This window comes from Paenibacillus sp. DMB5 (assembly GCF_001517085.1).
Taxonomy (GTDB): Bacteria; Bacillota; Bacilli; order Paenibacillales; family Paenibacillaceae; genus Paenibacillus_AQ.
This window is the reverse complement of sequence record NZ_LRAC01000124.1, coordinates 281,089-303,430: the sequence shown is the minus strand read 5'-3', so window position 1 is coordinate 303,430 and position 22,342 is coordinate 281,089. Positions and strand designations below refer to the sequence as shown.

The window sequence follows — 22,342 nt, the reverse complement described above, 5'->3', positions numbered from 1 at the left end:
TAACGGCCCGCGGCCAGCCTATAAAATAAGACCCTGAGCGCGCCGCGCCTCAAGATCTTATGATGAGCATCTGTCACGCGCAAAGCCGGACAATGAGAACGTTCGTTTGTGTATTCAAGTAAGAATATACTATAGTACTGATTAGTCCGCAATAGCTGCAAAAGCGCAACAATACTAAAATATACCCGTCTTATAATAGGTATGAAAGGAGTGATCATTTGAAAAGGTCTCTGTTTCTGCTGATTGCGTTCTGGCTTGCCGGCACTTTATTGGCAGTAAAGGCTGTGCATGCCGATTGGGCGAACAGATTTGTTGTAAATGAAGGAAAGTCTTATGTCATTTCGGACAAACGGGTAGAAGCCCAAGAAGTGGATTCGATGATCGGCCAGGTTACAAAATATTCGGATGAGGAAGGCACTTATTCCGGTAATTTTTCGAACCAATACCCAAAGGGGACTAAATATTACAGTATTAAAGGCGTTAATATCAATGAAGCGATTGCGGTCAAACTGGACAATGGAACGTTTATTAGAGCGGACTATAACGGAGAATATGCCGGCGGAGCTTCATTTGACTGGCCAATTATATGGTCATCTGCGGGTTTGCTGCTGCTCGTCATAATGATTTTTATTGTTGTGAAAAAAAAGAAAAAATAATGGGCCCGCCGTAAATCACAGGCGGGCCATCATAAACGTTAAACATCCTAGGTTAGTTCCGTTCCCTTTGTTTCTTTGCCAAGCACCAGCACGGCAAGTGCCCCGATGACAATCGTTACGAAGAACAGCATGAAGATGGTGCTGATGGTTACATCCTTCCCTACAAGCACTCCGACCAGCAGCGGTGCAAGAATGCCGCCAATCCGTCCGAAGGAGGTTGCCAGCCCCACACCGGTGGAACGGACCGTTGTCGGGTAGAGCTCAGGACTGTAGGCATACATGCCTCCCCAGGCACCCAGATTGAAGAAGGACAGGCAGATCCCGGCTGCCATCAGCATCCCTTCTGTTGTTGCATTGCCGAACCAGGCGGCACTGACGGCCGTGAGCAGCAGATAGATTACAAGCACGAACTTGCGGCCGAACTTCTCAATAAAGTACGCGGCAGTGAAGTAGCCCGGAAGCTGGGCTAGCGTCATAATCAGCACATATTCGAAGCTCTTCACCAGGCTGAAGCCTTTCAGCACCATTACGGTCGGCAGCCAGAGGAACATTCCATAATATGAGAATACTACGGTGAACCAGAGAATCCACAGCATGATGGTTGAGCGGCGGTATTCCGCAGACCATACCGCTGCAATCCGCTTGCCCAGCGGCACAGGCTTCTGCTTCTTCATCTCGGTGAACCGCGGTGAATCATCAATCGCCTTCCGCAAATACAGGGCGTACAGCGCCGGTACCGCACCTATGGCAAACGCGACCCGCCAGCCATAATCCGGAATAATGAAGAACGCGATTAAGGCCGAGGCAATCCAGCCTAACGCCCAGAAGCTCTCCAGCAGGACGACAGCCCGTCCTCTTTCCGCCGCCGGCATGCTCTCGGACACCAGCGTCGAAGCGACCGGCAGCTCTCCGCCAAGGCCGAAGCCGGCTACAAAACGCAGAGCACACAGGATCGCAAACCCTGTGGCAAATGCCGATAATCCGCTCGCCGCCGAGAAGATCAGCAGCGTCCACAGCAGCACCGACTTGCGGCCGAAGCGGTCGGCCAGAATACCTGCCGCAGCAGCTCCGACAGCCATCCCCACTGAATTTATACTGGTTAAAAGCCCGATCTTTTCCGGGCCCAGCGACCACTCTTTAGCCAGCGCCGCAACGACAAAGGAAACCATTCCGACATCCATCGCGTCGAACATCCAGCTTAAGCCTGCGCTCAGCAGCAGCTTGCGCTGCTTCGGGTTACGCAGCAGCGTCATTTGACTCATCTACCCATGCACCTCTTCCCGTCTTTCGGCTATGTAGCCTGTTACCATTGTTTACTCCAGTACATTCTAAATTTGCAGCAGTCAAAAATCAAGGAATAAAGCGGCATTGCAGTATTGTCTTGCCAGCGCCTGAAAATAACAGGTCTGCACTGAAATCGCCGCAATCATCAGCATGTTGCGCACCGCATCCTTCTGGGACCGGGAAAGATGGGTCAGCCTGTCCATCATTTTCTCCATCGCCCCCCTAAGGGTACTGTCTGTTTTCCATGAATATTCATTGCTGGCGCTTCGCTCGGCGACTCCCTGTGCCTGCAGCGCGGGACTGCGCTTAATGTCCTCAAACAGCTCCGCGTAGCCGTAGTACAGCTCAGCCGGTTCAACCAGATCATCGTCGTCACGTTCTGGCTGCAGGAACAGAATACGGAAAAGCTGGCGGATGCTTTCGAAATCCAGTGAGGCCTTCAAATCGTCTATTATAAATAGAAGCGCAGCCTGATTAACGGAGTATTTCCTGCCCAGCCTGGGCGAGCCGAGATATTCCTTGAAATCGCGTTTGACCCAGTTCTGCATCGCAGTAGCCGACAAGGAGGAATATTCAATGAGCTTGCCCAGGGCGGCAATATCTGCGAGTGAGAGTCCATTAATTGTGTTACCTTTGATGATCTTTTGCAGAATAGGCGGGATATCGGTAGACAAAAAAGCAGTGAGAGACCTTCCCTTCCGCACTTCCTCCTTATGGAATTTCGACCACGCTTCCTGCAGGATGTGTAGCGGCTTCTGTTCACTTTTATCCGTCAGGGAGAGCAGGAGAGCAGACATTTCCTTACGGCTTAATGTGAAAGCTTGCATTGATGGCACCCCTCCGCCATTTGATTTTTCAAACGAAAGTTCGTACAATGAGTTCATATGAACTCATAATATGAGTATAACCTATTTTAACGACGAGAGGGATGGTAAAGATTTTATGGGTATAGGACTTAGTTTGACGTTGGTGGCTATTTTGATTGTATTAACCGCTTTTTTTGTAGCGACGGAATTTGCAGTGGTACGGCTTAGAGGCAGCCAGGTAAGCCAGATGGTCCTCGACGGCAAGAAGAATGCATTAGCTGTGCAGCGGGTGGCTGCCAACCTTGACGGTTATCTCTCCGCCTGTCAGCTCGGGATCACCATTACAGCACTCGGGATCGGGGCGCTTGCGGAACCGGCCTTTGAGCAGCTGCTGCTGCCGCTGTTTGACCTCGCAAATGTGAGTCACAGTGTCAGTGAACCGATTGCCTTCTTCCTGGCCTTCATCATCGCTACTTTCCTGCACGTTGTTGTCGGTGAGCTTGCTCCCAAGACAGCTGCAATCAACATTCCGGAAAAAATCGGTCAATTTACTTCACCGCTGATCATTTGGTTCTACAGAATTCTTTACCCTTTAATTTGGCTGATGAACGGCTCGGCCAATCTGCTGGTCCGTATGTTCGGCATGAAGCCGGCCAGTGAGCACGGAGATGCACACTCCGAAGAGGAGATCCGCCTCATTCTATCCGAGAGCTACGAGAACGGCAAGATCAACAAAGCTGAGTATGGCTACGTTAACCGTATTTTTAACTTTGACGAAATGCTGGCCAAGGAAATTATGGTTCCGCGGACTGATATGATCTGTCTGTTCACCGATAATACACTCCAGGAGAACTTCGACATCATCCGTAAAGAGCAGTATACCCGGTTCCCGGTGGCCGACGGCAGCAAAGACAATATTATCGGGATGATCAATACGAAGCAGCTTTATCTGCAGTACGATAACGATCCTGATTTTGATTTCAAAAAACTGATTCTTCCGTTGCTTACCGTATCCGAGGTAACCCCGGTTAAGACACTGCTGACCCGCATGCAGGTAGAGCGCGTACATATTGCTCTGCTGCTTGATGAATACGGCGGCACCTCCGGTCTTATCACAATAGAGGATATCCTCGAAGAGATTGTCGGCGAGATCCGCGACGAGTTCGACGGCGATGAGAGCAAGAACGTAGAACAGCTTGATGAGAACCGCTATCTGTTCGACGGCAAGGTATCGCTGATGGAGCTTAAGCAACGTGCAGGGATTGACCTCCATGATGATGAAGTGACCACAATCGGCGGCTGGCTGTACAGTCACATGGCCGAACCTGCTAACGGCAAGAGCATGGAGCATGAGCATATTACACTGACCGTCCGGGAAATGAACAAGAACCGGATACGCAAAGTTGAAGTGTTTATTGGCGAGAAAGACGCAGATGGACAGCCAGCGGAATAATTCAGTTTATATATAACTAACACAAAGTCGCCCCTGCCAAGGGGCGACTTTGTGTATTTAGATCAGGACGTCGTGCCTCTGCTTCCCTATATTTCAGTCCAGAATTTTACCCATATAATACTCATCAATCCATTCTCCGTCTATGTACAGGGACTTCTTCTTCATTCCCTCAATTTCAAAGCCGCATTTCTTGTACAGTGCAATTCCGCGTTCATTATGGGCCATCACGGTCAGTTCAAGTCTGACAATTCCGCTTGTACGCGCCCAAGCCTCCATCTCCCGAAACAATCCGCTACCGATCCCCAGCCCCTGAAAGGCTTTGCGGATGCCGATTACAATATAGGCGCTATGTCTGATCCGCTTCAGATCCCCGCCGCTCACCGATATATATCCGGCCAGCTCACCATTTGCTTCGGCACCGATCAGAATGGAATTAACCGATCTCTCCTTGCTTTTTATCATCTCCCTGACCTGCTGTACGCTCGTCTGCCGTTCATCAGGCTCCAGCAGCATAAAAGCAGTCTCCTCATCCAGGGAATGCTGCAGGCTGAGCAGCCTGCCGGCATCCTCCGGGACAAGCTTTCTGAATGATACATTCATAAAGGTGTCCTCCAATTATTTCAAGTCCTCTGTCTATTTCTACAGATATTTCTTGAACAGCCGGCTACCCTCGCCGTCGTATCCAAGCCGTTCATAAAAACGGTGGGCTTCTTCCCTGCGTGTGTTGCTGGAGAGCATTACCTTAAGGGCTCCCCGGCTCATTGCCGTTTCTTCAGCATGTCGCATAAGGGCGGCTCCAAATCCCAGACCGCGCACATGTGAGGCGGTCACAACACGTTCAATAATGGCGAACGGGCGGTCGCCGCTGAGCGCATCCATGCACAGATGCAGGTGTATTGTCCCCGCCACCTCCCCGTTGCTGACATATACAAACAAAAAGCTGTCCGGATTTATGCGGATGGCGCTTATTCTGTCCGGAGTTACCCGGATGTCAGGATGGTCCGGCAGCAGCTGCGGTATAGGGCTTCAAGCGCACCGGCATCCTGCGGCAATGCTTCTCTAATCATAACATCAGGCTCCTTTTCAACTATACCTGTCAGCGGAAAGCCGCTGTCAGCAGCGGCAGATCATCAGGACGTTTCCGTCAGGATCCTTGAAATTGAACCAATGGTCATGCTCGATATCAGTCAGAAGCTCTGCGCCGCTTGCTTTGACGAAATCATAGGCGGCATCAATATCCTCTGTGTTAAAATGAAAGGCCGGGACTTTTAGTATAGATTCGGGTGTATAAATTTTGCTGTCCAGCACAATACCAGGACCCTGCATCGGAACCACATACAAATGCCCGAACAACACTTCCTCGTCTGCCGGAAGTCCCAATAAGCTGCAATACCAATTTCTCGATCTTTCAATGTCACTTACCGGTATAAAGACGGCACCAATCTGATTCATAATCGGACTTGTCACAGCAAGCATAGCCTCCTCTATTATCTGCAGAATTGGATTCACAGGCTTACTTATTCGATAAAATCTGCCAATTCCCTGCCCCCTTTAGTGAAGCGGCAGCAACTTATGCTATAATCTTGGAGGATCATTACAAGACTTCGGAGGATTGATGGTTTGGCTAATATATCGCTGGGGCATTTAAGACTGACACCGCCCAAAATATTATCGCTCGGCTTCGTACTGCTGATTGCAGTCGGAACCCTGCTGCTGTGCCTGCCTGCTGCTTCAACAAGCGGGCGGATTTCCTTCATTGACGCCCTGTTCATGGCCACATCTGCAACCTGTGTAACCGGGCTTGCCGTGATTGATACCGGCACTCAGCTGACCGTGTTCGGGCAGATTGTGCTGCTGGTGCTCTTTCAGTTCGGCGGCCTCGGCTTTGTTACGATGGCAACGCTGATTACGCTGGTGCTGAACAAACGGATTTCCCTGAAGGAGCGGCTGCTGCTGCAGGAGTCGATGAATCAGAATTCCATGCAGGGAATAGTGAAGCTGATCCGCCGGGTGCTCATATACTCACTCGTTATTCAACTAATCGGGGCCATGCTGTTTACTGTAAGATTTATTATGGATATGCCGGCCGGCAAAGCAGTATATTACGGACTCTTTCATAGTGTGTCTATCTTCAACAATGCCGGCTTTGACCTGTTTGGTGATGTTCACGGGCCGTTCAGCGGGCTTACCCGGTATGTGGAAGACCCGATTGTCAACATTACTTCTATGCTGCTGATCTTCCTCGGCGGTATCGGATTTATCGTATTGTCGGATATTGTGGATTTTCCGAAACGCAAGCGCCTGACCCTGCATTCCAAGGTTGTCCTCTCCACCTCGGCGGTGCTGATTCTGATCGGAGCGGCTGTCTTTTTCTGGCTGGAGCTGAATACAACACTTAAACCGCTGCACGCCGGCGGCAAGCTTATGGCTTCCTTTTTGCAGGCCATTACACCGCGCTCCGGAGGAGTGACAACGATTGAAATTCCGCTGCTGCGTGAATCAACCCAGTTTCTAATGATTTTGCTAATGTTTATCGGGGCCGCACCCGGATCGACCGGCGGAGGGATCAAAATTACCACCTTTGCCATCCTGGTCGTCACTGCCTACAGCAAAATCCGGGGCAAGGAAGACATCGTTATGTTCCGGCACCGGATTTCCAAGGATAACGTCTACAGAGCTATTACAATGACCCTGCTGTCGCTGATGCTTGTCCTTATTGCTACAATGCTGCTGTCTGTTACCGAAAGCGCTGATTTTCTGACCGTGCTGTTTGAGGCTGTATCGGCATTCGGCACCTCAGGTATTACAATGGGCCTGACTCCGGAGCTGACCACCCCCGGCAAAATCCTGGTTATCATTCTGATGTTCGTCGGCCGTACCGGACCGCTGACTCTGGCTTATGCCATTAAACCGAAGAAGAACAAAGAGCTGTTCCGCTATCCGGAAGGCAATATTACGATAGGATAAAAAAACGCGACCCTTGGGAGGCGGCTTCTGCCCTAAGCGGTCGCATTTTTGTGTTGTACTATTCTTCGGTATCCTCTTGAGTATCCAGGGCGGCGTCCAGCAGCTGATTGAAGAAATCATCATCGTTCTCCAGCAGCCCGTCCACCTCAAGGAACTGCTCCTCACTTCCCGGTTCACCGGCAAAGCTGAGGCTGTAATCCCACTCACTGCCCTTTTTGCTGAAAAAGGTAATTTCGTACGGGTGCTTATGCTGCTCCACCGTGAATACCGTTCTTCCCACGAAGCTCTTATCTTCCTCCTGTTTCAGCTCGGCTTTGATAATTTCTACGTTCATGCTGTTATCCTGCCTTTCTTCTGATGAATCATACCACCATAGTATAGCATTTATAACCATTATATTTCCTCTCTTTACTGGAGCAATTGACTTTTTTCATCCGGCGGTTAATAATTTAGTACAATGCTTTCCAGCACTAAAAAAAGAATAAACTGGAGGAAAACCAATGACTGATTTTGCAGCAAAGCTCAGTAAATATGCGGACCTCGCCGTTGAAGTCGGAGTCAATGTCCAGCCCGGCCAAACTCTGGTTGTAAATGCGCCGATTGCCGGAGCGGAATTCGTCCGTCTGATTACTGCCAAAGCCTATGCCTTGGGAGCCAGCCTGGTAAAAGTGAACTGGAGTGATGAATTCATCACCCGCCAGCAGTTCGAGCATGCCGCACCTGAGGTGTTCACCAAAGCACCGACCTGGTTTGCCGGTGAAATGACTGAATTCGCCGAGAACGGAGCAGCCTTCCTGAATGTAATTGCCGAGAATCCGGATGCACTGAAGGGCATTGATCCGGAGCGGATTGCGAACTTCCAGAAGACACGCGGAGCAGCGCTCAAAAAATACCGTGAGCTGCAGATGTCCGACAAAGTCAGCTGGAGCATCGTTGCTATTCCGTCGCAGGCTTGGGCCGATAAGGTATTCCCTGATTCACCTGCTGAGGAACGTGTTGATAAGCTGTGGGAGGCCATTTTCCACACGGTACGCCTGGACCGCGAAGATCCTGTTGCCGCCTGGCAGGAGCACCTGGATACTCTGGAGCAGAAGGCTAATGTCCTCAACGCCAAAAAATACAAGAGCCTGCATTACATAGCACCAGGTACCGACCTGACCATCGAGCTTCCAAAAGGCCACCTGTGGGCCCAGGGTGACAGCATTAACGCCAAGGGACATTCGTTCGTTGCCAATATGCCGACTGAGGAAGTCTTTACCGCACCACTCAAAACCGGTGTCAACGGGACCGTCAGAGCAACCAAGCCGCTCAGCTACGGCGGCAACATCATTGACGGATTCTCCATTACCTTTGAGAACGGCCGTATCATCAGTGTAAGTGCCGAGAAGGGCCAGGATTCCCTGGAATATCTGATCGGTCTGGATGAAGGAGCCAAATACCTTGGCGAGGTAGCGCTTGTACCGCATAAGTCACCGATTTCCGAGTCCAATATTCTGTACTTCAACACCCTGTTTGACGAAAATGCCTCCAATCACCTGGCGATTGGCACAGCCTATGCCTTCTGTCTGGAAGGCGGCAAAGAAATGACCGAGGATGAGCTGGTTGAGAACGGTCTGAACACAAGTGTTACCCATGTTGACTTCATGATCGGCTCCGGTGAGATGGATATATACGGGATCAATGAAGACGGATCACAGGAGCCTGTCTTCTTGAAGGGTAACTGGGCATTTTAATTATACAGAGACAATTAAGGGGAGCTGAACCTATGCTGGATTTCAAGCAAAAGCTGGAGAACTATGCACTGCTAGCGGTGAAGATCGGAGTCAATGTCCAACCCGGACAAACTCTGGTCATCAACGCGGATATCGTATCTGCGGAGCTGGTGCGTCTGATTGTCCGTAAGGCTTATGAAGCAGGCGCAAAGCTGGTCAAAGTCAATTACAGCGATGAATTTGTAACGCGGACCCGTTATGAGCTCGCGCCTTCCGAGAGCTTTCTCGAGCCGCCAAAATGGCATGCAGACGAATTGGAGGACCTTGGCCGCAATGGTGCAGCCTTCCTGAACGTAGTGTCTACCAATCCGGATCTGCTGAACGGCATTGAAGCCAGCCGGATTGCAGACAATCAGCGTACAGCAGGTATAGCCATGGCCCCTTACCGTGAGATGCTGATGTCCAATCAGATCAGCTGGAGCATCGTAGCCTATCCGTCGGTCTCCTGGGCAGCCAAGGTATTCCCGGATGCGGCGCCTGAGGATCAGGTAGACCTGCTCTGGGACGCTATATTCAAGGCAGTCCGTGCGGATCAGGAGAACCCGGTGGAAGCATGGAGCAAGCATCTGGGCGGCTTGAAGCAGCGCTGCGATATTCTCAACGAGCGCAGATACCGTAAGCTGCATTACACAGCTCCCGGTACGGATCTGACCCTGGAGCTGCCTGAAGGGCATATCTGGTGTCAGGCCGGCGCGGTCAACGGACGCGGGGTTCCTTTCCTCGCCAACATCCCGACAGAGGAAGTTTTCACAGCACCGCTCAAGACCGGCGCGAACGGAACAGTCAGCAGCACCAAGCCGCTTAGCTATGGCGGGAATATTATCGACCGCTTCACCCTGACCCTGGAGAATGGTAAAGTGACTGACTTTACCGCAGAAGTCGGCTATGAAGCGCTGGCTTCGCTCCTCGCTATGGATGAGGGTGCCGCTTACTTCGGTGAAGTGGCACTGGTTCCATATCATTCGCCAATCTCCGAGAGCGGCATACTTTATTTTACAACCTTGTATGACGAAAATGCTTCCTGTCATCTGGCGCTGGGGGCGGCATATGCCTTCACTCTCCAGGACGGTATTAACATGACCAAGGAGCAGCTTGCTGAGCATGGAATGAACCACAGCCTTACCCATGTGGACTTTATGATGGGTTCACCGGAGATGAATATCGACGGAATTACGGATGACGGCAAGATCGAACCGATTTTCCGTGCCGGAAACTGGGCCTAAAACTTAATAGTATTAAAAGCCCCCTGCCATTTTCATGGCAGGGGGCTTTTTGCTTAAATTTTAACTTTTGTTCAAAATTCATTCACAATATTGTTGAATTTTATTCACAAATATGTCACAATACAAATAAGGATTGTATTGCCAATTCTTAGATCCATCAATATTAGGAGGGAACACTATGAAAGAGTCATTGTCCCAGGAACCGGAGCGCATGGAAAACGGGCGCACCAAGGTTCAGCCACCCACGGACGCAAGCATCGTAGCCTCCAACGCCATCAAATACACAGCCTACATCATGCTTCTATTCGGCTTCCTTTATTTCCTGATTGCTTACCTGGCACCAATGCTGTAGAGCTGATTCCTTATATAACGCAAATAGAAAGCGCTTACCGGGATGTTCTCCGGCCGTGACCCGGCCATCAGGAACATCCTTCGTTTTTAGATAGACAAAACTTTGCTGATCCAGGCTTTCGCTTCTGGCGCCCATGCGTTGTCCATTGCCTTATGTAGCCAACCTGCTGCCTCCTCGCGTGATCCCTCAAACCTGTGCAGATCATTCTCCTGCATCCAGTGACCGGTTGTTTCAAAGGAGGTGCTGTTCCAGCCGTTAACTTCCCCTTCAGCATTCAGCCGTGCCTTGACACCGGAGATCACAATATCTGCTGTACCCTGCAGTTCATTCAATGCATTGTCAAACGCCGTCTTCTGCTCTTTAGCTTTCATCTGGGCCAGTGTACGCAGTTCACGTGTTTCAATGCCCTCATTGCCGCGGATGATCTGCAGCAGGACTACTGCCTCCCTGCTGGCCAGGCCGTTGTTGTACCGTTCTTCAAGCTCCGTTAAGCTGCCTACAGTTCTGACAAAGGCCGGGAACCAATCCCGCGAAACCAGGACGGCCTTTTTGCGGATGAACTTGCCATATCCGGCTAACCCCTCCCCGGGGAACCTGGCCCGCCATGACCAGGGATCAAGCTCTGACCCGGTATGCCAGTTCTCGGCCTTGGTTAATCCGTTTACCGAAGGATGTCCGGGAATCAGCTGGGCCAGCGGCAGAATTCCCAGCCTGTCCACTACCTTTGTCATCTCTTCATAGGTTGTTACAATACCTTGCTCTTCCATCCTGCTCATCTCTCCCTTAGGTTAGATTTCATCCAGCAGTTCTCTTGCAGCTTAATCCACGGTTCTCATGCATCCGATTCCGGCAATATAAGAATCGATCAGCCGGGTCAGGCTGTCCTCCAGATCCAGCGGCATCCCGAAGCCGCCCTTGTTCCTGAGTGCGGCGAAGCCATGCAGAATACTTCTTAAGCCCCTGACTGCGTGCAGTCCGCCAGTACTGCCCAGCTCGTAGCCGGACAGTACACTGATAATTAACTGCAAGGTTCTCGCACCGGCTTCTTCAAGCTCTGCATTCCCCTGCTCCGGAGCCTGCAGCGTCGTTTCGTACAGACCGGGGTGCTGCTGCGCAAACGTAACGTAGGCTTTGCTAATAGCATGAACTGCCGCTTCTCCGCTGACTCCTTCTAATGAGGCTGACATTACGGCATAGAGCTGCTCCAGCCCGAATACAGCCAGCAGTGTGCGCAGCTCCTTGAGCCCGTTAACATGATTATACAGGGACGGGGAGCGCACGCCCAGCTTTGCAGCCAGCAGGGCGAGCGTCACCCCCTCCATACCGTGTTCATCAGTAAGTTCTGCCGCAGCAAGCACCAGGGTACGTTTATCCAAACCTGCTCTGGGTGACATTTAGCGGCCTCCTTTATTCAAAGAATTCTGAGCCTGCCGGATCGCCTGCTTCATCGCCTGAACAGGTTCTGTCAGCATATTGCCATGACCTGCCGCCAGCACAGCCGGAGATAGCTCTGCAAGCTTAATGGCGCTTGCCAGTGCCAATTCTTTATGCCAGGTAGCCATCGCCGGAAAAGGAAACAGCGGAACTATCGTACCAGCTACAACGGTAGCACGGAAAGTCTGGAACGCATCTCCCGCAATCAGCGCCCTGCTGCGCTGGTCCAAAAAGGACATGGATCCCGGTGTATGTCCAGGTGTGCTGATAGCCTGAAGGGAGCCGATTAGATCGCCTTCCTGCAGCAGCACATCAGGCACTGTAGTAATATTCTTGGGCACTGAACCCTTCAGCGGCATCTGCGGCTCATCCGCCCTTAATGTCCGGTCTCCTCTTAACAGATCGGCGTCCCGCTCAGAGATGTAGACTTTGGCCGCCGGAAGCTGCCTCTTCAGCTCATCCAGTGCCCCTACATGATCGCCATGTGCATGAGTCAGCACTATGCGTGTAATCGGCATCTGCAGCCCGGCGGCGGCACTCATAATTCCTTTTACACTGAACGGCATCGCCGCATCAATAAGGGTCAGCTCATTGTCCTCAACGACAAGATAACAATTGACGGGAAAAAACTTCGGAAACCAGGTAAGCTGCAGTAAATTTCCTGTTTGAATAACTCTCATGCGGATCTCCCCCAATAAAACTAATGATATTAGTTACAATATAAACTAATGGCATTAGTTTTTCAAGTGTTATCATCGCTGCGAACAAAAAAAGCATCCCGAAGGATGCTCTTATGATTATTAACTGTCAGCCGAAACGGCCCATAATGTATTCCTGGGTCATCTGGTTCTCCGGATTGCTGAATACCTTCTCGGTCTTGTCATATTCGACGAGCGAACCAAGGTAGAAATACGCAGTGTAATCCGAAATGCGGGCTGCCTGCTGCATGTTATGAGTAACAATAACGATCCGCAGGTCTTCCTTCAATTCCTTAATCAGCTCCTCAACCTTACCTGTTGATACAGGGTCAAGCGCGGAAGCCGGCTCATCAAGCAGGAGAATTTGCGGGTTAACAGACAACGCACGGGCAATGCACAGACGCTGCTGCTGTCCGCCGGACAGGGCGAGTGCGGAATCCTTCAGCCGGTCTTTAACCTCATCCCACAGTGCGGCACGGCGCAGGCTGCTCTCCACAATTTCATCCAGAGCTGCTTTACCCTTCACGCCGTGATATTTCGGGCCGAACGCAATGTTTTCGTAGATGGATTTGTAGAACGGGTTCGGCTTCTGCCAGACCATACCGATCTTCTGGCGCAGCTTGATCACATCCGTACCCTGCGCGTTGATGTCCACCCCGTCAATCCAGATGCTGCCTTTGGTTGTTGAACCGGAAATATCGTCATTCATCCGGTTCAGCGAACGGAGGAACGTTGACTTACCGCAGCCCGAAGGGCCAATCAGTGCTGTAACTGTATTCTGGGCAAAAGGAAGGCTGATTCCCTTAACCGCTTCGTAAGTTCCATAAAAAATACTAAGGTTCTCTGTTTGAAATGATTCGCGCACCGCTGCCGCTGTTCCCATCTCTTACTCCTCCTGTTTATCACTAATTTATTCTTTTGGATGCTGTCAGCTTGCGGTAAATAAATCTGCCGAAATAACGGGCCAGCAGGTTGAACAGCAATACCATGATTACGAGAACGGCTGAAGCTCCGGCTGCGATTTGGATTGCATCCGGCGCCAGGCCCTCACTGTTGATTTTCCAGATGTGCACCGCCAGCGTTTCAGCCGGACGGAACGGATTCAGCGGTGAGTTTGAATGCAGCGGATTCCAATCCGAGAAGTTCAGACGCGGGCTGCTCATCCCCGCTGTGAACATAAGAGCTGCTGCTTCACCAAAGACACGGCCTGCGGACAGGATCGTTCCGGTAATGATGGTTGGCAGGGCTACCGGAAGTAATACAGAGGTTACAATCTTCCATTTGGATAGTCCAAGCGCAAAGCCGGCTTCCTTCTGCGCTTTGGGCACTGTGCGGAAAGCCTGCTCGGTTATCCGCACCATCAGCGGAAGATTGAAGAACGTAAGCGCAATGGCGCCGGACAGCAAGGAGAATCCGAGATCAAAAAAGTTTACAATCAGCAAAAGGCCGAACAGGCCGACAATGATCGACGGGAAGGACGACAGTACTTCCACAATCAGACGGATGAAGTTCGTAAGCTTGCCGGGACGGGCATATTCCGCCATGAAAATACCGGCGCCAAGGCCAAGCGGAATGGTAATGAGCAAGGTCAGCACCAGCAGGTAGAGGGAGTTAAATAACTGCGGCCCTACCCCGCCGCCTGCGCGGATCTTCTGCGGAGCCGAGGTCAGGAAATCCCAGCTGATATGATTAAGCCCGCGTACAAGAATGTATCCCAATAGTCCGATCAGGATGGCTACAATCAATAGTGCGAAAAATACGATAAGGGTCGTGGCAATTTTGTCTGCTGTCTTCGGCTTCAAATCTTATTTCTCCTTTCGAGCATTCTTACGAGGAGGACGAATACGAACGTCATCAGCATAAGAACCAGCGCCATACTCCACAGCGCGTTATTAATCGTCGAGCCCATGGTTGTGTTCCCCATGCTGAGTGTAATGACACTGGTCAGCGTAGAGGCCGATTCAAAGAGCGAGCGCGGCACGAAAGGCGCATTACCGATAACCATCTGAACAGCAAGAGCTTCACCGAACGCACGGGCCATACCCAGTACTACCCCGGTCATGATCGCCGGCATTGTAGTCGGTAGAATGACACGCGAGATGGTCTGCCAACGGGTGGCACCGAGCGCAAATGAGGATTCTTTCAAATTTTGCGGCAAAGAAGCAAGCGCGTCTGCAGCCACGCTTGTGATTGTCGGCAGAATCATAACCGACAGTACAAGCGCGCCTGCAGCAACCCCGATGCCCTGGCCGGGAAATGTGTCACGCAGGAATGGAACGATAACGCTAAGACCTACAAAGCCGTATACAACTGACGGAATACCGGACAGCAGCTCGATTACCGGCTGCAGCAGCTTTTTCCCCCAGCCTGGAACAATTTCAGTCATGAACAGCGCAGCACAGATGCTGAGCGGACTGGCAATCAGTGCAGCAAGCAAGGTAACCAGGAAGGAACCGGTGATAAATGGCAAAGCTCCATAAGACGGTGTGTCTGCTTCAGGCGCCCATTTGGTGCCGAACAGGAAGTCGGTCAGTTTCACTTCACCGCTGATAAAGTTGGCAATACCCTTGGACGCTACGAAATAGACCATTGAAACAATGATCACGATCAGAAGCAGTACGCAAAGGGACATATATATACGCCCTACCATGTCCTCAATATGATGTTTTTCGATCTTTTTTGTATTTGTTTTTCCCCGCAAGATGCTCCCTCTTTCTAAAGTGAAAAGAGAGGCAGAAGAGTTCCGCCTCTAATCACTTGATCTAATGGATCTTATCCTGTGTTAAAGCTTTATTTATTTCTTTGTTACGTTGCCGTCAACGCGCGGGAAACCTGCATTGCATTCGCCGGAATGTATCCCAGCTCAACCACATCACCGTTCTGTACTTCATCAGTCAGCATGTAATCAAGGAATGCTTTTACAACTTCATTCGGTTCACCGTTAGTGTACATGTGCTGATAAGCCCATACCGGATAGTCTCCGCTCACTACGTTGTCTACGGATGGCTCAACACCTTCGTAGTTCAGTGTTTTTACAGTATCATCGAGGTAGGACAGCGCCAGGTAACCAATTGCTCCCGGAGTTTCGCCGATCATTTTCTTAACAGTACCGGAGGAGTCCTCTTGTACGGAACCTTGAAGATCTTCAGTCTTTGTTCCAAGTGCAAAAGCTTCAAAGGTAGCACGTGTACCGGAGCTGCTTGGACGGTTAATGATCTGGATCGCCTGGTCAGCACCGCCAACTTCGCTCCAGTTGGTGATCTTACCGGTGAAAATGTCAACCAGCTGCTGTTTAGTCAGGTTATCTACACCCGCATCCGGGTTAGATACTGCAGCAATGGCAACAACCGCTACCTGGTGGTCAACGAGTGCAGCTGCTTTTTCAGCATCGGCATCCTTCAATTTTTCTTCTGCAAATACGTCGGAGTTACCGATATCTACCTGGCCTTCAGCAACCTGGGTAAGACCAGTACCGCTGCCGCCGCCTTGTACTTGAATATCAACGCCGCTGTTAGCATCCATGAAGCTTTCAGCCGCCTGCTCTACCAGTGGTTGAAGTGCTGTAGATCCCGAAGCCAGGATTGATCCGCTTAATTCTGCACCGCTGCTGTTTTCTGTAGGTGTGTTTGTCGCAGCTGCGTTATTGCCCCCGTTATTCGTTGCCGCATTGTTGCTGTTACCGCATGCCGAAAGTGCTACTACGCTTGTTAGTGCCAGAGCCATGATCCACGATTTTCTGAATTGCATTGTTTTTTGTTCCTCCTAAAGTTTTGTTAGCCCATGCTTTTTTTACTCACTCCGCAAAACTCGCTTCGGAAGCATAAGCTTAGGTTTTGTGTGTTTGTGTCCATTGAATCTGCTTCTTACAAAACTCACTTTGGAAGCTTCCTCTATGTTTTCTCTCCGCTTTACTCTTATTATTCTAGAGCTCGTTCGTTAGAGAAAAGTCTTCGTTTTGTAAAACGAAAGATAAAAATACTAATAGAAAATGTATATTGTTATAGATATAATCTATATTAGAGAGATAAACTAACATTTGAACATCATTCAGCCGGAGGAAATCATGAATATAACGAAACTGCAAATTGTGGTCCTGATTGAAAAATATAAAAAGGTTACAGATGTGGCCGCCGAACTCGGCTTGAAGCAGCCGACCGTCTCCTTTCATATGAAAAGCCTGGAGTCTGAGCTTGGCACTTCCCTTTTCCAATACCGCAGCGGACGCGTTCTGCTGACAGAGGCGGGCCGGGCGCTTTATCAGTATGCTGTACGTATCGTGTCGCTGGCCGTTGAAGCGGAGCGCAGCCTCAAGCAGTTCTCTTCCCTCAATTCGGGTAATCTGGAGCTGGAAGCTTCCTATATACCCGGTACATATGTTTTACCAAAAATAGTGTCCCAATTCATTAATCTGCATCCGGGTATCGATGCCGTGCTCAGCGTACATAACGATAATACAGTCAGGGAACGGCTGCGCAGCGGGATATACAGCTGGCAGTGCTTTATATGGCGGAGAATGAAGATGAGTCCTTCCAGACGCAGGATATTTGCGGGGATGACACTGTACTTATTTTTGCTCCTGACCATCCTTTCGCCCGGGAAGCCCAGCTTACCCCGGAGGGCATAGCCCTTGAACCATGGATTCAGCATGAATCAGCTTCCTATCTGTCCAATGCTGCTGACAGCTGGGCACAATCCAATGCTGTACGTCTGTGGAATCATGCGGTTGTAAATAATCCGGAAGCATATAAAAGGATCGTTATGGAGGGCGGGTCGGTAGGCGTGTTTTCCCTGGCGGGAATCCGTTCCGAGCTGGCGCTTGACAGCCTGCGCTGGGCTTCGCTTCCAGGAGTTGTGCCCGCAGCACGGTTTGCCTTTGCCTGGCGTAAGGATCATACACTGACACCGTTGCAGCAGGCTTTTATAGATATGGCTGCAGGCATGGATCTGCAGAACAATTAATGGCATTAATCATTATAATTAATGCCATTAACTTAATTACAATAGAAAAAGGAACAAGCAGGCAGCACTTTCGAAGCACTGTCTGCTTGTTCCTTTTGTTATGCTATCTTTTTTCGGCCACCAGGGTAAAGGTTTTGGGAATACCCTTGTCATAGACGTCCGAGGACAGATTGGGCTCTTCAACCAGTTCGCAGATGACAAGCCCGCTGCGTGCCGCTGCCGTTACCAGCTCACCCAATGTCCAGCGGCGCCAGTATACTACACTGTGCTTCACATCACTTCCGGGCTGCTGCCCTGCAGTCGGGAGGTATTTGGAGTAGGATACCTTCTTCTCCTCCAGCGCGGTGTCGAAATAATCTCCGTCCACCTTGTGCTTGCGCACTTTGGCGGTGGAGCCTTTTGAGGAAATCAGCTTGGTTGTGACAGGATGAAAATCACGCAGGATAAACCGGCCTCCAGAAGCAAGCAGCCTGTAGACCGTATCCATAAACGGTGCAAGATCAGTGAAATAATGGACAATCCCCATTTCGGCAAATACAATGTCGAATGAGCTGTTCAGCACTTCTTCAGGCAGCTTCAACACATCGGACACAATATAATTCAGCTCCACGCCTGCCGCTTCCGCCAGTTCAGCTGCATATCTGGCATTTGCCTCAGAGAAATCGGCTATACTTACCTCTGCTCCAAGCAAGCCCAGTGCTACCCCCTTCATTCCGTTTGAACCCATCAGGTTCATTATTTTTTTACCGGCAACCTCACCCAGATAAGGTTGAAGCGGATATAGTCTTCCCTGCGGGTCTTTCGCCAGCTTTGCTGCTGCTTCTGCCGGTTTCCCGAACCTGCTTGTCCAGGCAGCATACGTATCCTCGTTCCATGTCTCTTCACTGGACGCAATCACAGCCTGCGGATCTTGTTGTTCATCCAAATTTTGTTCATTCATTATATTAAATCCCCCTTTAAACAATCAAATTATGTTTTCCGTAATCATTATGATGCCGATGGCATAGTTTCCGCAGCCGGTGCTGTTTTTTTACGTCCGGCATACAAATAAACTGCCAGTCCTCCCATGACAAGAATCCCTCCGGCCCACTGCAGGCTGTTGAGCTTCTCCCCGAGCAGCAGAAAGGCAAGAATGCTGGCGCCAACCGGCTCGCCAAGAATATTCATGGAGACTGTCGTAGCCGATACGTACTGCAGCAGCCAGTTAAACAGGATATGGCCGAATACGGTAGGCACGATAGCCAGAAGCACAAAAATGCCCCACTCCTTAGGCGGATAATCAAAGAAAGGTATTCCGGCAGCCAGGTTATAAACGGCAAAAACAAAGGAAGCAGAAATAAAAACGATCAGGCTGTACAAATAAGACGGTATACGGGACACCAGGCGCTGGCCTACCATCATATGTACCGATACAGCAACCGTACCGCCGACCGACAGCAGATCGCCCTTTAAATTATCAGCTGACAGGCCGATGTCGCCCCAGCCGATGAATACCGTTCCGAATATGGCAATTCCCAGGCCGAGAATCGCTGATTTTGTGCTTTTTTCCTTATACAGTACATATGAACCGATCATGATGAACACCGGCTCCAGCGCCATAATCATGGTTGAGCTTGCTACAGAGGTGAACTTGAGTGAGCCCATCCAAAGCAGAAAATGCAGTGCCAGCATGAAACCGGAGAATCCGAGCAGAAGCCAGTCTTTCTTTTTAAGCGCGAAGGCTGCTCCGCTGTAAGGCCGGGCAAAGGGCAGCATCAGCAGTGAGGTGAACAGCAGCCGGTACATCCCTTGAACGGAGGCCGGGGCAGATGACCATTTGATAAAAATGGCGGAGAACGAGATGGCCACAATTCCGACCAGCATCAGCAGCGGAACCGGAACCGGAGGTTTTTTGATATTCACAGGGCAGCTTCCTTTCAGGATTAAAGACAAAATTACAAGCCATATTAGAGCTTATATCCTGATTGCCCTTTCAGTCAACAAGAAGAAACGGCTTTGCCGTCCTTTGAGGGACGGTATCCGTTTCTGCGAGAAATAGAAGGATTATTTATGACGTGAAACATATAAATGCTTATATTTTCAAAAAACCCGCCGGATATTCCAAGCGGGCTGTCCTTATCCTTTCTGGCTGCTACGGCTTCAGTATTACCTTGATACAATCCTCTTCCTTCTCGCCAAACACCTGGTAGGCATGCTCCGCTCTGCTGATCGGCAGCCGGTGGGTAATAATGTCTGTAGGATCGAATTTATTCTCCTTAATCATCTGATAAAGCTGCGGCATGTAATGAATTACAGGGGCCTGGCCCATTTTGAGGGTAATGTTGCGCTCAAACAGATGACCCAGCGGGAACATGTTATAGTTAAGGCCGTATACGCCAACAAGCTGGATGGTGCCGAACTTGCGCACTACCTCCGAGGCGATCCGAAATGCACCAAGCGAACCGCCCTGAAGCATCAGCGCTGTCTCCACCTTTTCCACCACAGTCTTCTTGGCGTCAAGGCCGACACAGTCGATAACAACATCTGCTCCCCCGCGCGTAATCTCTTTCATATGCGCTTCAAAGTCTTTGATCTCTTCAAAATTGAAGATTTCCACATTATTGGTCAGCTTGGCGTGATTCAGCCGGTACTGCACATGATCGACCGCAATGACACGGGAAGCACCCTTCATCCAGGCAAACTTCTGGGTCAGCAGCCCGACCGGACCGCAGCCGAGCACGATTACCGTATCACCAGGCTTAACACCGGCGTGTTCCACACCCCACCAGGCAGTCGGTACAATGTCAGACAGGAAAAGCAGCTTTTCATCCTCCATCTCCGCATCCTCAGGCACGACAAACGGTCCGAAGTTACCGTAGGGTACACGAAGCAGCTCCGCCTGCCCGCCGGCAAAACCGCCGTACGAATTGGAATAACCGAGCATACCGCCGGTATCCTTCGCATCATTCGCGTGATCACATTGGCTCTCCATCTCATGCTGGCAAAAGAAACATTGTCCGCAGGCTACGTTGAACGGGATGATGACGCGATCGCCTTTTTTAACCTTTGTCACCTCGGGTCCTACGTCTTCAACGATCCCCATAGGTTCATGCCCGATCACATAATCATCATGCATGCCCGGAATTTCACCGTTATAAATATGCAGGTCAGAACCGCAGATTGCCGTCGAGGTGATCCGGACGATAATATCATCCTTCTTCTCCAGCTTGGCATCGGCAACATCCTTGACTTCCACTTTCTTCTTCCCTTGGTACGTAACAGCTCTCATGATGAGGATCACTCCTTCGAAGGTAGAGTTAACAAATCCTATTATGTTATAACCCCAAAATCCCCCGGATTATCCCCTTCGTCGAAAGTTTGTATCTGTTACGAGGATCCGCTTTCCGTTCCGGCAGGCGGATACAGCAGCGGTGAATACATCATCAGGGCATGATTCTCCGCCACAGCCTCATCCCCGGCCAGTTCTCCGCTGCGGGTCAGCACTTTGCGGCGGATACGGTTGCTGCGGATGTATCCGCCCCAAGGCTCGAGGCTGATGACGTGATCCGCCTCATATACCTCATAGGAGTACAATGGCTCGTTGTCACAGCGCCATTCCCCGTACAGAAATGTATCATCCAGATGCAGCTTCAGCTGATAAGTATGATCTGTATGATTCGTAAGCTGCAGATCAAGATAATTATAGGCACAGGTGGCCCCGCTGCCAAAAGGCTGGGTGCGCCGTTCATCCGGAAACACGTCGTAGCTGTGCCGGTGACGCTCCGTTACTGTCAAAGGGGTATGCAGTGCCATCCAGTAGATCAGATTGGACAGCTGGCATAAACCGCCGCCTGTTCCGGAGCGGAAACCGCCATAGAATAATACCATCCCGTCCACATAACCTTTGCGGCGGGTCGGCTTCCCGATACTCCGCCAATAGGAAAAGGTCTCACCCGGACGGATCAGCAGCCCGTCCAGTCTGCAGGCAGCGATCGTCAGGTTGGTGATTTTGTTGTATTGCAGCTGCATGTCTACATTACGCAGCTTCCGCAGCAGCGGGGTTGAATGCTCTGCAGCCTTATATGTAAGTGTATCTTTGCTGAAGGTCTTTGCCCTATTGCCTGGACGGATCAGCCACTGCCAATATCTTTTACAGATGAAGTACCGCTTTCCGGCATACAAACGCAGCCTGGAACGGCGGATTGGCTTCATTGCCGACTTGGCCTGGCTCATCAAAACCCGATCTCGTCCGCACGCTGCAGTCTGGCAAATCTTCCGCCGAGCACCCCGTTATGGTGCCGGACAATTTCCTCCCCGCTGAGATTTCCGTTATCAAAGGTACTGTGCGCATCCTGTACCAGAATATTCCGGTAGCCCATACTATAAGCACGCCGGCAGGTGGTATCGAGACAGAATTCCGTCTGCATCCCGCAGATCACCAGCTCTGTAATACCCTGACGCTGAAGCTCCTCATGCAGTACGGTGCGGTGAAACGCATCCCAGGTCGGCTTCTCCACAACCGTTTCTCCTTCACGCGGCGTAATCCGGCTGCTAATCTCCCAGGTCGGCAGCCCCCGGGTATATTCCTCATCCTCTGTATGCTGGATATACACGACAGGAGCGCCAGCCGAACGGGCTTTGTCCAGCAGGGAGACAATCCGGTCCATCACCTGCTCCCCGTCAAACAGACTCATTCCCGGATAAGAAAACATTGCTTCCTGTACATCAATAATCAGCAGTGCCTTAGTCATCGCTAAAA

The 22,342-nt window shown here is 50.7% G+C and carries 24 protein-coding genes and 2 pseudogenes; 8 read left to right on the top strand and 18 right to left on the bottom strand.

From position 1 onward, the window contains the following. The first annotated feature begins 218 nt into the window (after positions 1-218). Entirely contained in the window at positions 219-656 is a 438-nt protein-coding gene (locus tag AWJ19_RS16220; RefSeq protein WP_241781772.1) for a hypothetical protein, read from the top strand. A 47-nt stretch (positions 657-703) separates the two neighbouring features. Here AWJ19_RS16220 and AWJ19_RS16215 read toward each other — a convergent pair whose 3' ends face one another. Further along, a complete protein-coding gene (locus tag AWJ19_RS16215; RefSeq protein WP_068725212.1) occupies positions 704-1,918 on the bottom strand; it encodes an MFS transporter in 1,215 nt (404 codons plus the stop codon). Between the two features lie 81 nt (positions 1,919-1,999). Beyond that, entirely contained in the window at positions 2,000-2,767 is a 768-nt protein-coding gene (locus AWJ19_RS16210) for a DUF1836 domain-containing protein (RefSeq protein WP_068725210.1), read from the bottom strand. 115 nt (positions 2,768-2,882) lie between these two features. On the opposite strand from AWJ19_RS16210, the gene AWJ19_RS16205 reads away from it, so the two are divergent. Next, positions 2,883-4,199: a hemolysin family protein gene (locus tag AWJ19_RS16205; RefSeq protein ID WP_068725209.1), complete on the top strand. Its 1,317-nt coding sequence runs from the start codon at positions 2,883-2,885 to the stop codon at positions 4,197-4,199. A gap of 93 nt (positions 4,200-4,292) precedes the next feature. Here the strand turns inward: AWJ19_RS16205 and AWJ19_RS16200 are convergent, their stop codons facing one another. From AWJ19_RS16200 to AWJ19_RS16190, 3 genes are all read right to left on the bottom strand, one after another. Next, on the bottom strand, positions 4,293-4,799 hold the full coding sequence (locus tag AWJ19_RS16200; protein ID WP_068725207.1) for a GNAT family protein: 507 nt from the start codon (positions 4,797-4,799) through the stop codon (positions 4,293-4,295). A gap of 39 nt (positions 4,800-4,838) precedes the next feature. Beyond that, positions 4,839-5,108 carry a GNAT family N-acetyltransferase gene (locus AWJ19_RS16195; RefSeq protein WP_241781771.1) on the bottom strand — a complete coding sequence of 90 codons (270 nt, stop codon included), beginning with the start codon at positions 5,106-5,108 and terminating at the stop codon, positions 4,839-4,841. A 204-nt stretch (positions 5,109-5,312) separates the two neighbouring features. Continuing rightward, positions 5,313-5,666: a VOC family protein gene (locus tag AWJ19_RS16190; protein WP_068725316.1), complete on the bottom strand. Its 354-nt coding sequence runs from the start codon at positions 5,664-5,666 to the stop codon at positions 5,313-5,315. Between the two features lie 153 nt (positions 5,667-5,819). Here AWJ19_RS16190 and AWJ19_RS16185 point away from each other — a divergent pair, with 153 nt between their 5' ends. Continuing rightward, positions 5,820-7,166, top strand: a complete 1,347-nt coding sequence (locus AWJ19_RS16185) for a TrkH family potassium uptake protein (RefSeq protein WP_082707926.1) — start codon at positions 5,820-5,822, stop codon at positions 7,164-7,166. 58 nt (positions 7,167-7,224) lie between these two features. On the opposite strand, the gene AWJ19_RS16180 is transcribed toward AWJ19_RS16185, so the two are convergent. Then, entirely contained in the window at positions 7,225-7,500 is a 276-nt protein-coding gene (locus AWJ19_RS16180; RefSeq protein WP_068725205.1) for a hypothetical protein, read from the bottom strand. A gap of 166 nt (positions 7,501-7,666) precedes the next feature. Between AWJ19_RS16180 and AWJ19_RS16175 the strand changes: the two genes are divergently transcribed. The 3 genes from AWJ19_RS16175 (at position 7,667) to AWJ19_RS35240 (ending at position 10,513) form a co-directional block, all read left to right on the top strand. Beyond that, a complete protein-coding gene (locus AWJ19_RS16175) occupies positions 7,667-8,899 on the top strand; it encodes an aminopeptidase (RefSeq protein ID WP_068725204.1) in 1,233 nt (410 codons plus the stop codon). Between the two features lie 32 nt (positions 8,900-8,931). Beyond that, on the top strand, positions 8,932-10,161 hold the full coding sequence (locus AWJ19_RS16170; RefSeq protein ID WP_068725202.1) for an aminopeptidase: 1,230 nt from the start codon (positions 8,932-8,934) through the stop codon (positions 10,159-10,161). A 178-nt stretch (positions 10,162-10,339) separates the two neighbouring features. Beyond that, a complete protein-coding gene (locus AWJ19_RS35240; RefSeq protein WP_157890021.1) occupies positions 10,340-10,513 on the top strand; it encodes a hypothetical protein in 174 nt (57 codons plus the stop codon). 86 nt (positions 10,514-10,599) lie between these two features. Here the strand turns inward: AWJ19_RS35240 and AWJ19_RS16165 are convergent, their stop codons facing one another. From AWJ19_RS16165 to AWJ19_RS16135, 7 genes and pseudogenes are all read right to left on the bottom strand, one after another. After that, the gene (locus AWJ19_RS16165) at positions 10,600-11,280 is read right to left on the bottom strand and encodes a hypothetical protein (protein ID WP_241781770.1); all 681 of its coding nucleotides are present in this window, start codon (positions 11,278-11,280) and stop codon (positions 10,600-10,602) included. 51 nt (positions 11,281-11,331) lie between these two features. Beyond that, the gene (locus AWJ19_RS16160) at positions 11,332-11,907 is read right to left on the bottom strand and encodes a TetR/AcrR family transcriptional regulator (RefSeq protein ID WP_068725199.1); all 576 of its coding nucleotides are present in this window, start codon (positions 11,905-11,907) and stop codon (positions 11,332-11,334) included. Continuing rightward, positions 11,908-12,627, bottom strand: coding sequence for an MBL fold metallo-hydrolase (locus tag AWJ19_RS16155; protein WP_068725197.1), 720 nt, complete (start codon positions 12,625-12,627; stop codon positions 11,908-11,910). 127 nt (positions 12,628-12,754) lie between these two features. Next, complete coding sequence (pstB, locus tag AWJ19_RS16150; RefSeq protein ID WP_068725196.1) at positions 12,755-13,528, bottom strand: phosphate ABC transporter ATP-binding protein PstB; 774 nt, start codon at positions 13,526-13,528, stop codon at positions 12,755-12,757. A 22-nt stretch (positions 13,529-13,550) separates the two neighbouring features. Then, positions 13,551-14,447 carry a phosphate ABC transporter permease PstA gene (gene pstA, locus AWJ19_RS16145; protein ID WP_068725194.1) on the bottom strand — a complete coding sequence of 299 codons (897 nt, stop codon included), beginning with the start codon at positions 14,445-14,447 and terminating at the stop codon, positions 13,551-13,553. Beyond that, the gene (pstC, locus tag AWJ19_RS16140; protein ID WP_277815818.1) at positions 14,444-15,295 is read right to left on the bottom strand and encodes a phosphate ABC transporter permease subunit PstC; all 852 of its coding nucleotides are present in this window, start codon (positions 15,293-15,295) and stop codon (positions 14,444-14,446) included. The genes pstA and pstC overlap by 4 nt, the downstream gene beginning before the upstream one ends. Positions 15,296-15,439: 144 nt before the next feature. Beyond that, a pseudogene (locus tag AWJ19_RS16135) lies at positions 15,440-16,392 on the bottom strand (phosphate ABC transporter substrate-binding protein PstS family protein). 316 nt (positions 16,393-16,708) lie between these two features. On the opposite strand from AWJ19_RS16135, the pseudogene AWJ19_RS36705 reads away from it, so the two are divergent. After that, positions 16,709-16,882 (top strand): annotated as a pseudogene (locus AWJ19_RS36705) (LysR family transcriptional regulator); the annotation flags it as partial. Between the two features lie 266 nt (positions 16,883-17,148). Next, positions 17,149-17,604 carry a substrate-binding domain-containing protein gene (locus tag AWJ19_RS36700; protein WP_082707925.1) on the top strand — a complete coding sequence of 152 codons (456 nt, stop codon included), beginning with the start codon at positions 17,149-17,151 and terminating at the stop codon, positions 17,602-17,604. 103 nt (positions 17,605-17,707) lie between these two features. Here the strand turns inward: AWJ19_RS36700 and AWJ19_RS16120 are convergent, their stop codons facing one another. From AWJ19_RS16120 to AWJ19_RS16100, 5 genes are all read right to left on the bottom strand, one after another. Then, the gene (locus AWJ19_RS16120) at positions 17,708-18,544 is read right to left on the bottom strand and encodes a class I SAM-dependent methyltransferase (protein WP_068725185.1); all 837 of its coding nucleotides are present in this window, start codon (positions 18,542-18,544) and stop codon (positions 17,708-17,710) included. Between the two features lie 47 nt (positions 18,545-18,591). Continuing rightward, complete coding sequence (locus tag AWJ19_RS16115; RefSeq protein ID WP_198536581.1) at positions 18,592-19,506, bottom strand: DMT family transporter; 915 nt, start codon at positions 19,504-19,506, stop codon at positions 18,592-18,594. A gap of 229 nt (positions 19,507-19,735) precedes the next feature. Beyond that, positions 19,736-20,872, bottom strand: a complete 1,137-nt coding sequence (locus AWJ19_RS16110) for a zinc-dependent alcohol dehydrogenase (RefSeq protein WP_068725183.1) — start codon at positions 20,870-20,872, stop codon at positions 19,736-19,738. Positions 20,873-20,970: 98 nt separating this feature from the next. Next, the gene (locus AWJ19_RS16105; protein WP_241781768.1) at positions 20,971-21,816 is read right to left on the bottom strand and encodes a VanW family protein; all 846 of its coding nucleotides are present in this window, start codon (positions 21,814-21,816) and stop codon (positions 20,971-20,973) included. After that, positions 21,816-22,334, bottom strand: coding sequence for a cysteine hydrolase family protein (locus AWJ19_RS16100; protein ID WP_068725181.1), 519 nt, complete (start codon positions 22,332-22,334; stop codon positions 21,816-21,818). Before AWJ19_RS16100 ends, AWJ19_RS16105 begins: the two co-directional genes overlap by 1 nt. Positions 22,335-22,342: the final 8 nt, after the last annotated feature.

Coding starts and splice junctions, on each gene's coding strand:
- AWJ19_RS16215 (WP_068725212.1), bottom strand. CDS start 1,918: ATGAGTCAAATGACGCTGCTGCGTAACCCGAAGCAGCGCAAGCTGCTG.
- AWJ19_RS16210 (WP_068725210.1), bottom strand. CDS start 2,767: ATGCAAGCTTTCACATTAAGCCGTAAGGAAATGTCTGCTCTCCTGCTC.
- AWJ19_RS16205 (WP_068725209.1), top strand. CDS start 2,883: ATGGGTATAGGACTTAGTTTGACGTTGGTGGCTATTTTGATTGTATTA.
- AWJ19_RS16200 (WP_068725207.1), bottom strand. CDS start 4,799: ATGAATGTATCATTCAGAAAGCTTGTCCCGGAGGATGCCGGCAGGCTG.
- AWJ19_RS16180 (WP_068725205.1), bottom strand. CDS start 7,500: ATGAACGTAGAAATTATCAAAGCCGAGCTGAAACAGGAGGAAGATAAG.
- AWJ19_RS16175 (WP_068725204.1), top strand. CDS start 7,667: ATGACTGATTTTGCAGCAAAGCTCAGTAAATATGCGGACCTCGCCGTT.
- AWJ19_RS16170 (WP_068725202.1), top strand. CDS start 8,932: ATGCTGGATTTCAAGCAAAAGCTGGAGAACTATGCACTGCTAGCGGTG.
- AWJ19_RS35240 (WP_157890021.1), top strand. CDS start 10,340: ATGAAAGAGTCATTGTCCCAGGAACCGGAGCGCATGGAAAACGGGCGC.
- AWJ19_RS16165 (WP_241781770.1), bottom strand. CDS start 11,280: ATGGAAGAGCAAGGTATTGTAACAACCTATGAAGAGATGACAAAGGTA.
- AWJ19_RS16160 (WP_068725199.1), bottom strand. CDS start 11,907: ATGTCACCCAGAGCAGGTTTGGATAAACGTACCCTGGTGCTTGCTGCG.
- AWJ19_RS16155 (WP_068725197.1), bottom strand. CDS start 12,627: ATGAGAGTTATTCAAACAGGAAATTTACTGCAGCTTACCTGGTTTCCG.
- pstB (WP_068725196.1), bottom strand. CDS start 13,528: ATGGGAACAGCGGCAGCGGTGCGCGAATCATTTCAAACAGAGAACCTT.
- pstC (WP_277815818.1), bottom strand. CDS start 15,295: ATGGTAGGGCGTATATATATGTCCCTTTGCGTACTGCTTCTGATCGTG.
- AWJ19_RS36700 (WP_082707925.1), top strand. CDS start 17,149: ATGGCGGAGAATGAAGATGAGTCCTTCCAGACGCAGGATATTTGCGGG.
- AWJ19_RS16120 (WP_068725185.1), bottom strand. CDS start 18,544: ATGAATGAACAAAATTTGGATGAACAACAAGATCCGCAGGCTGTGATT.
- AWJ19_RS16110 (WP_068725183.1), bottom strand. CDS start 20,872: ATGAGAGCTGTTACGTACCAAGGGAAGAAGAAAGTGGAAGTCAAGGAT.
- AWJ19_RS16105 (WP_241781768.1), bottom strand. CDS start 21,816: ATGAGCCAGGCCAAGTCGGCAATGAAGCCAATCCGCCGTTCCAGGCTG.
- AWJ19_RS16100 (WP_068725181.1), bottom strand. CDS start 22,334: ATGACTAAGGCACTGCTGATTATTGATGTACAGGAAGCAATGTTTTCT.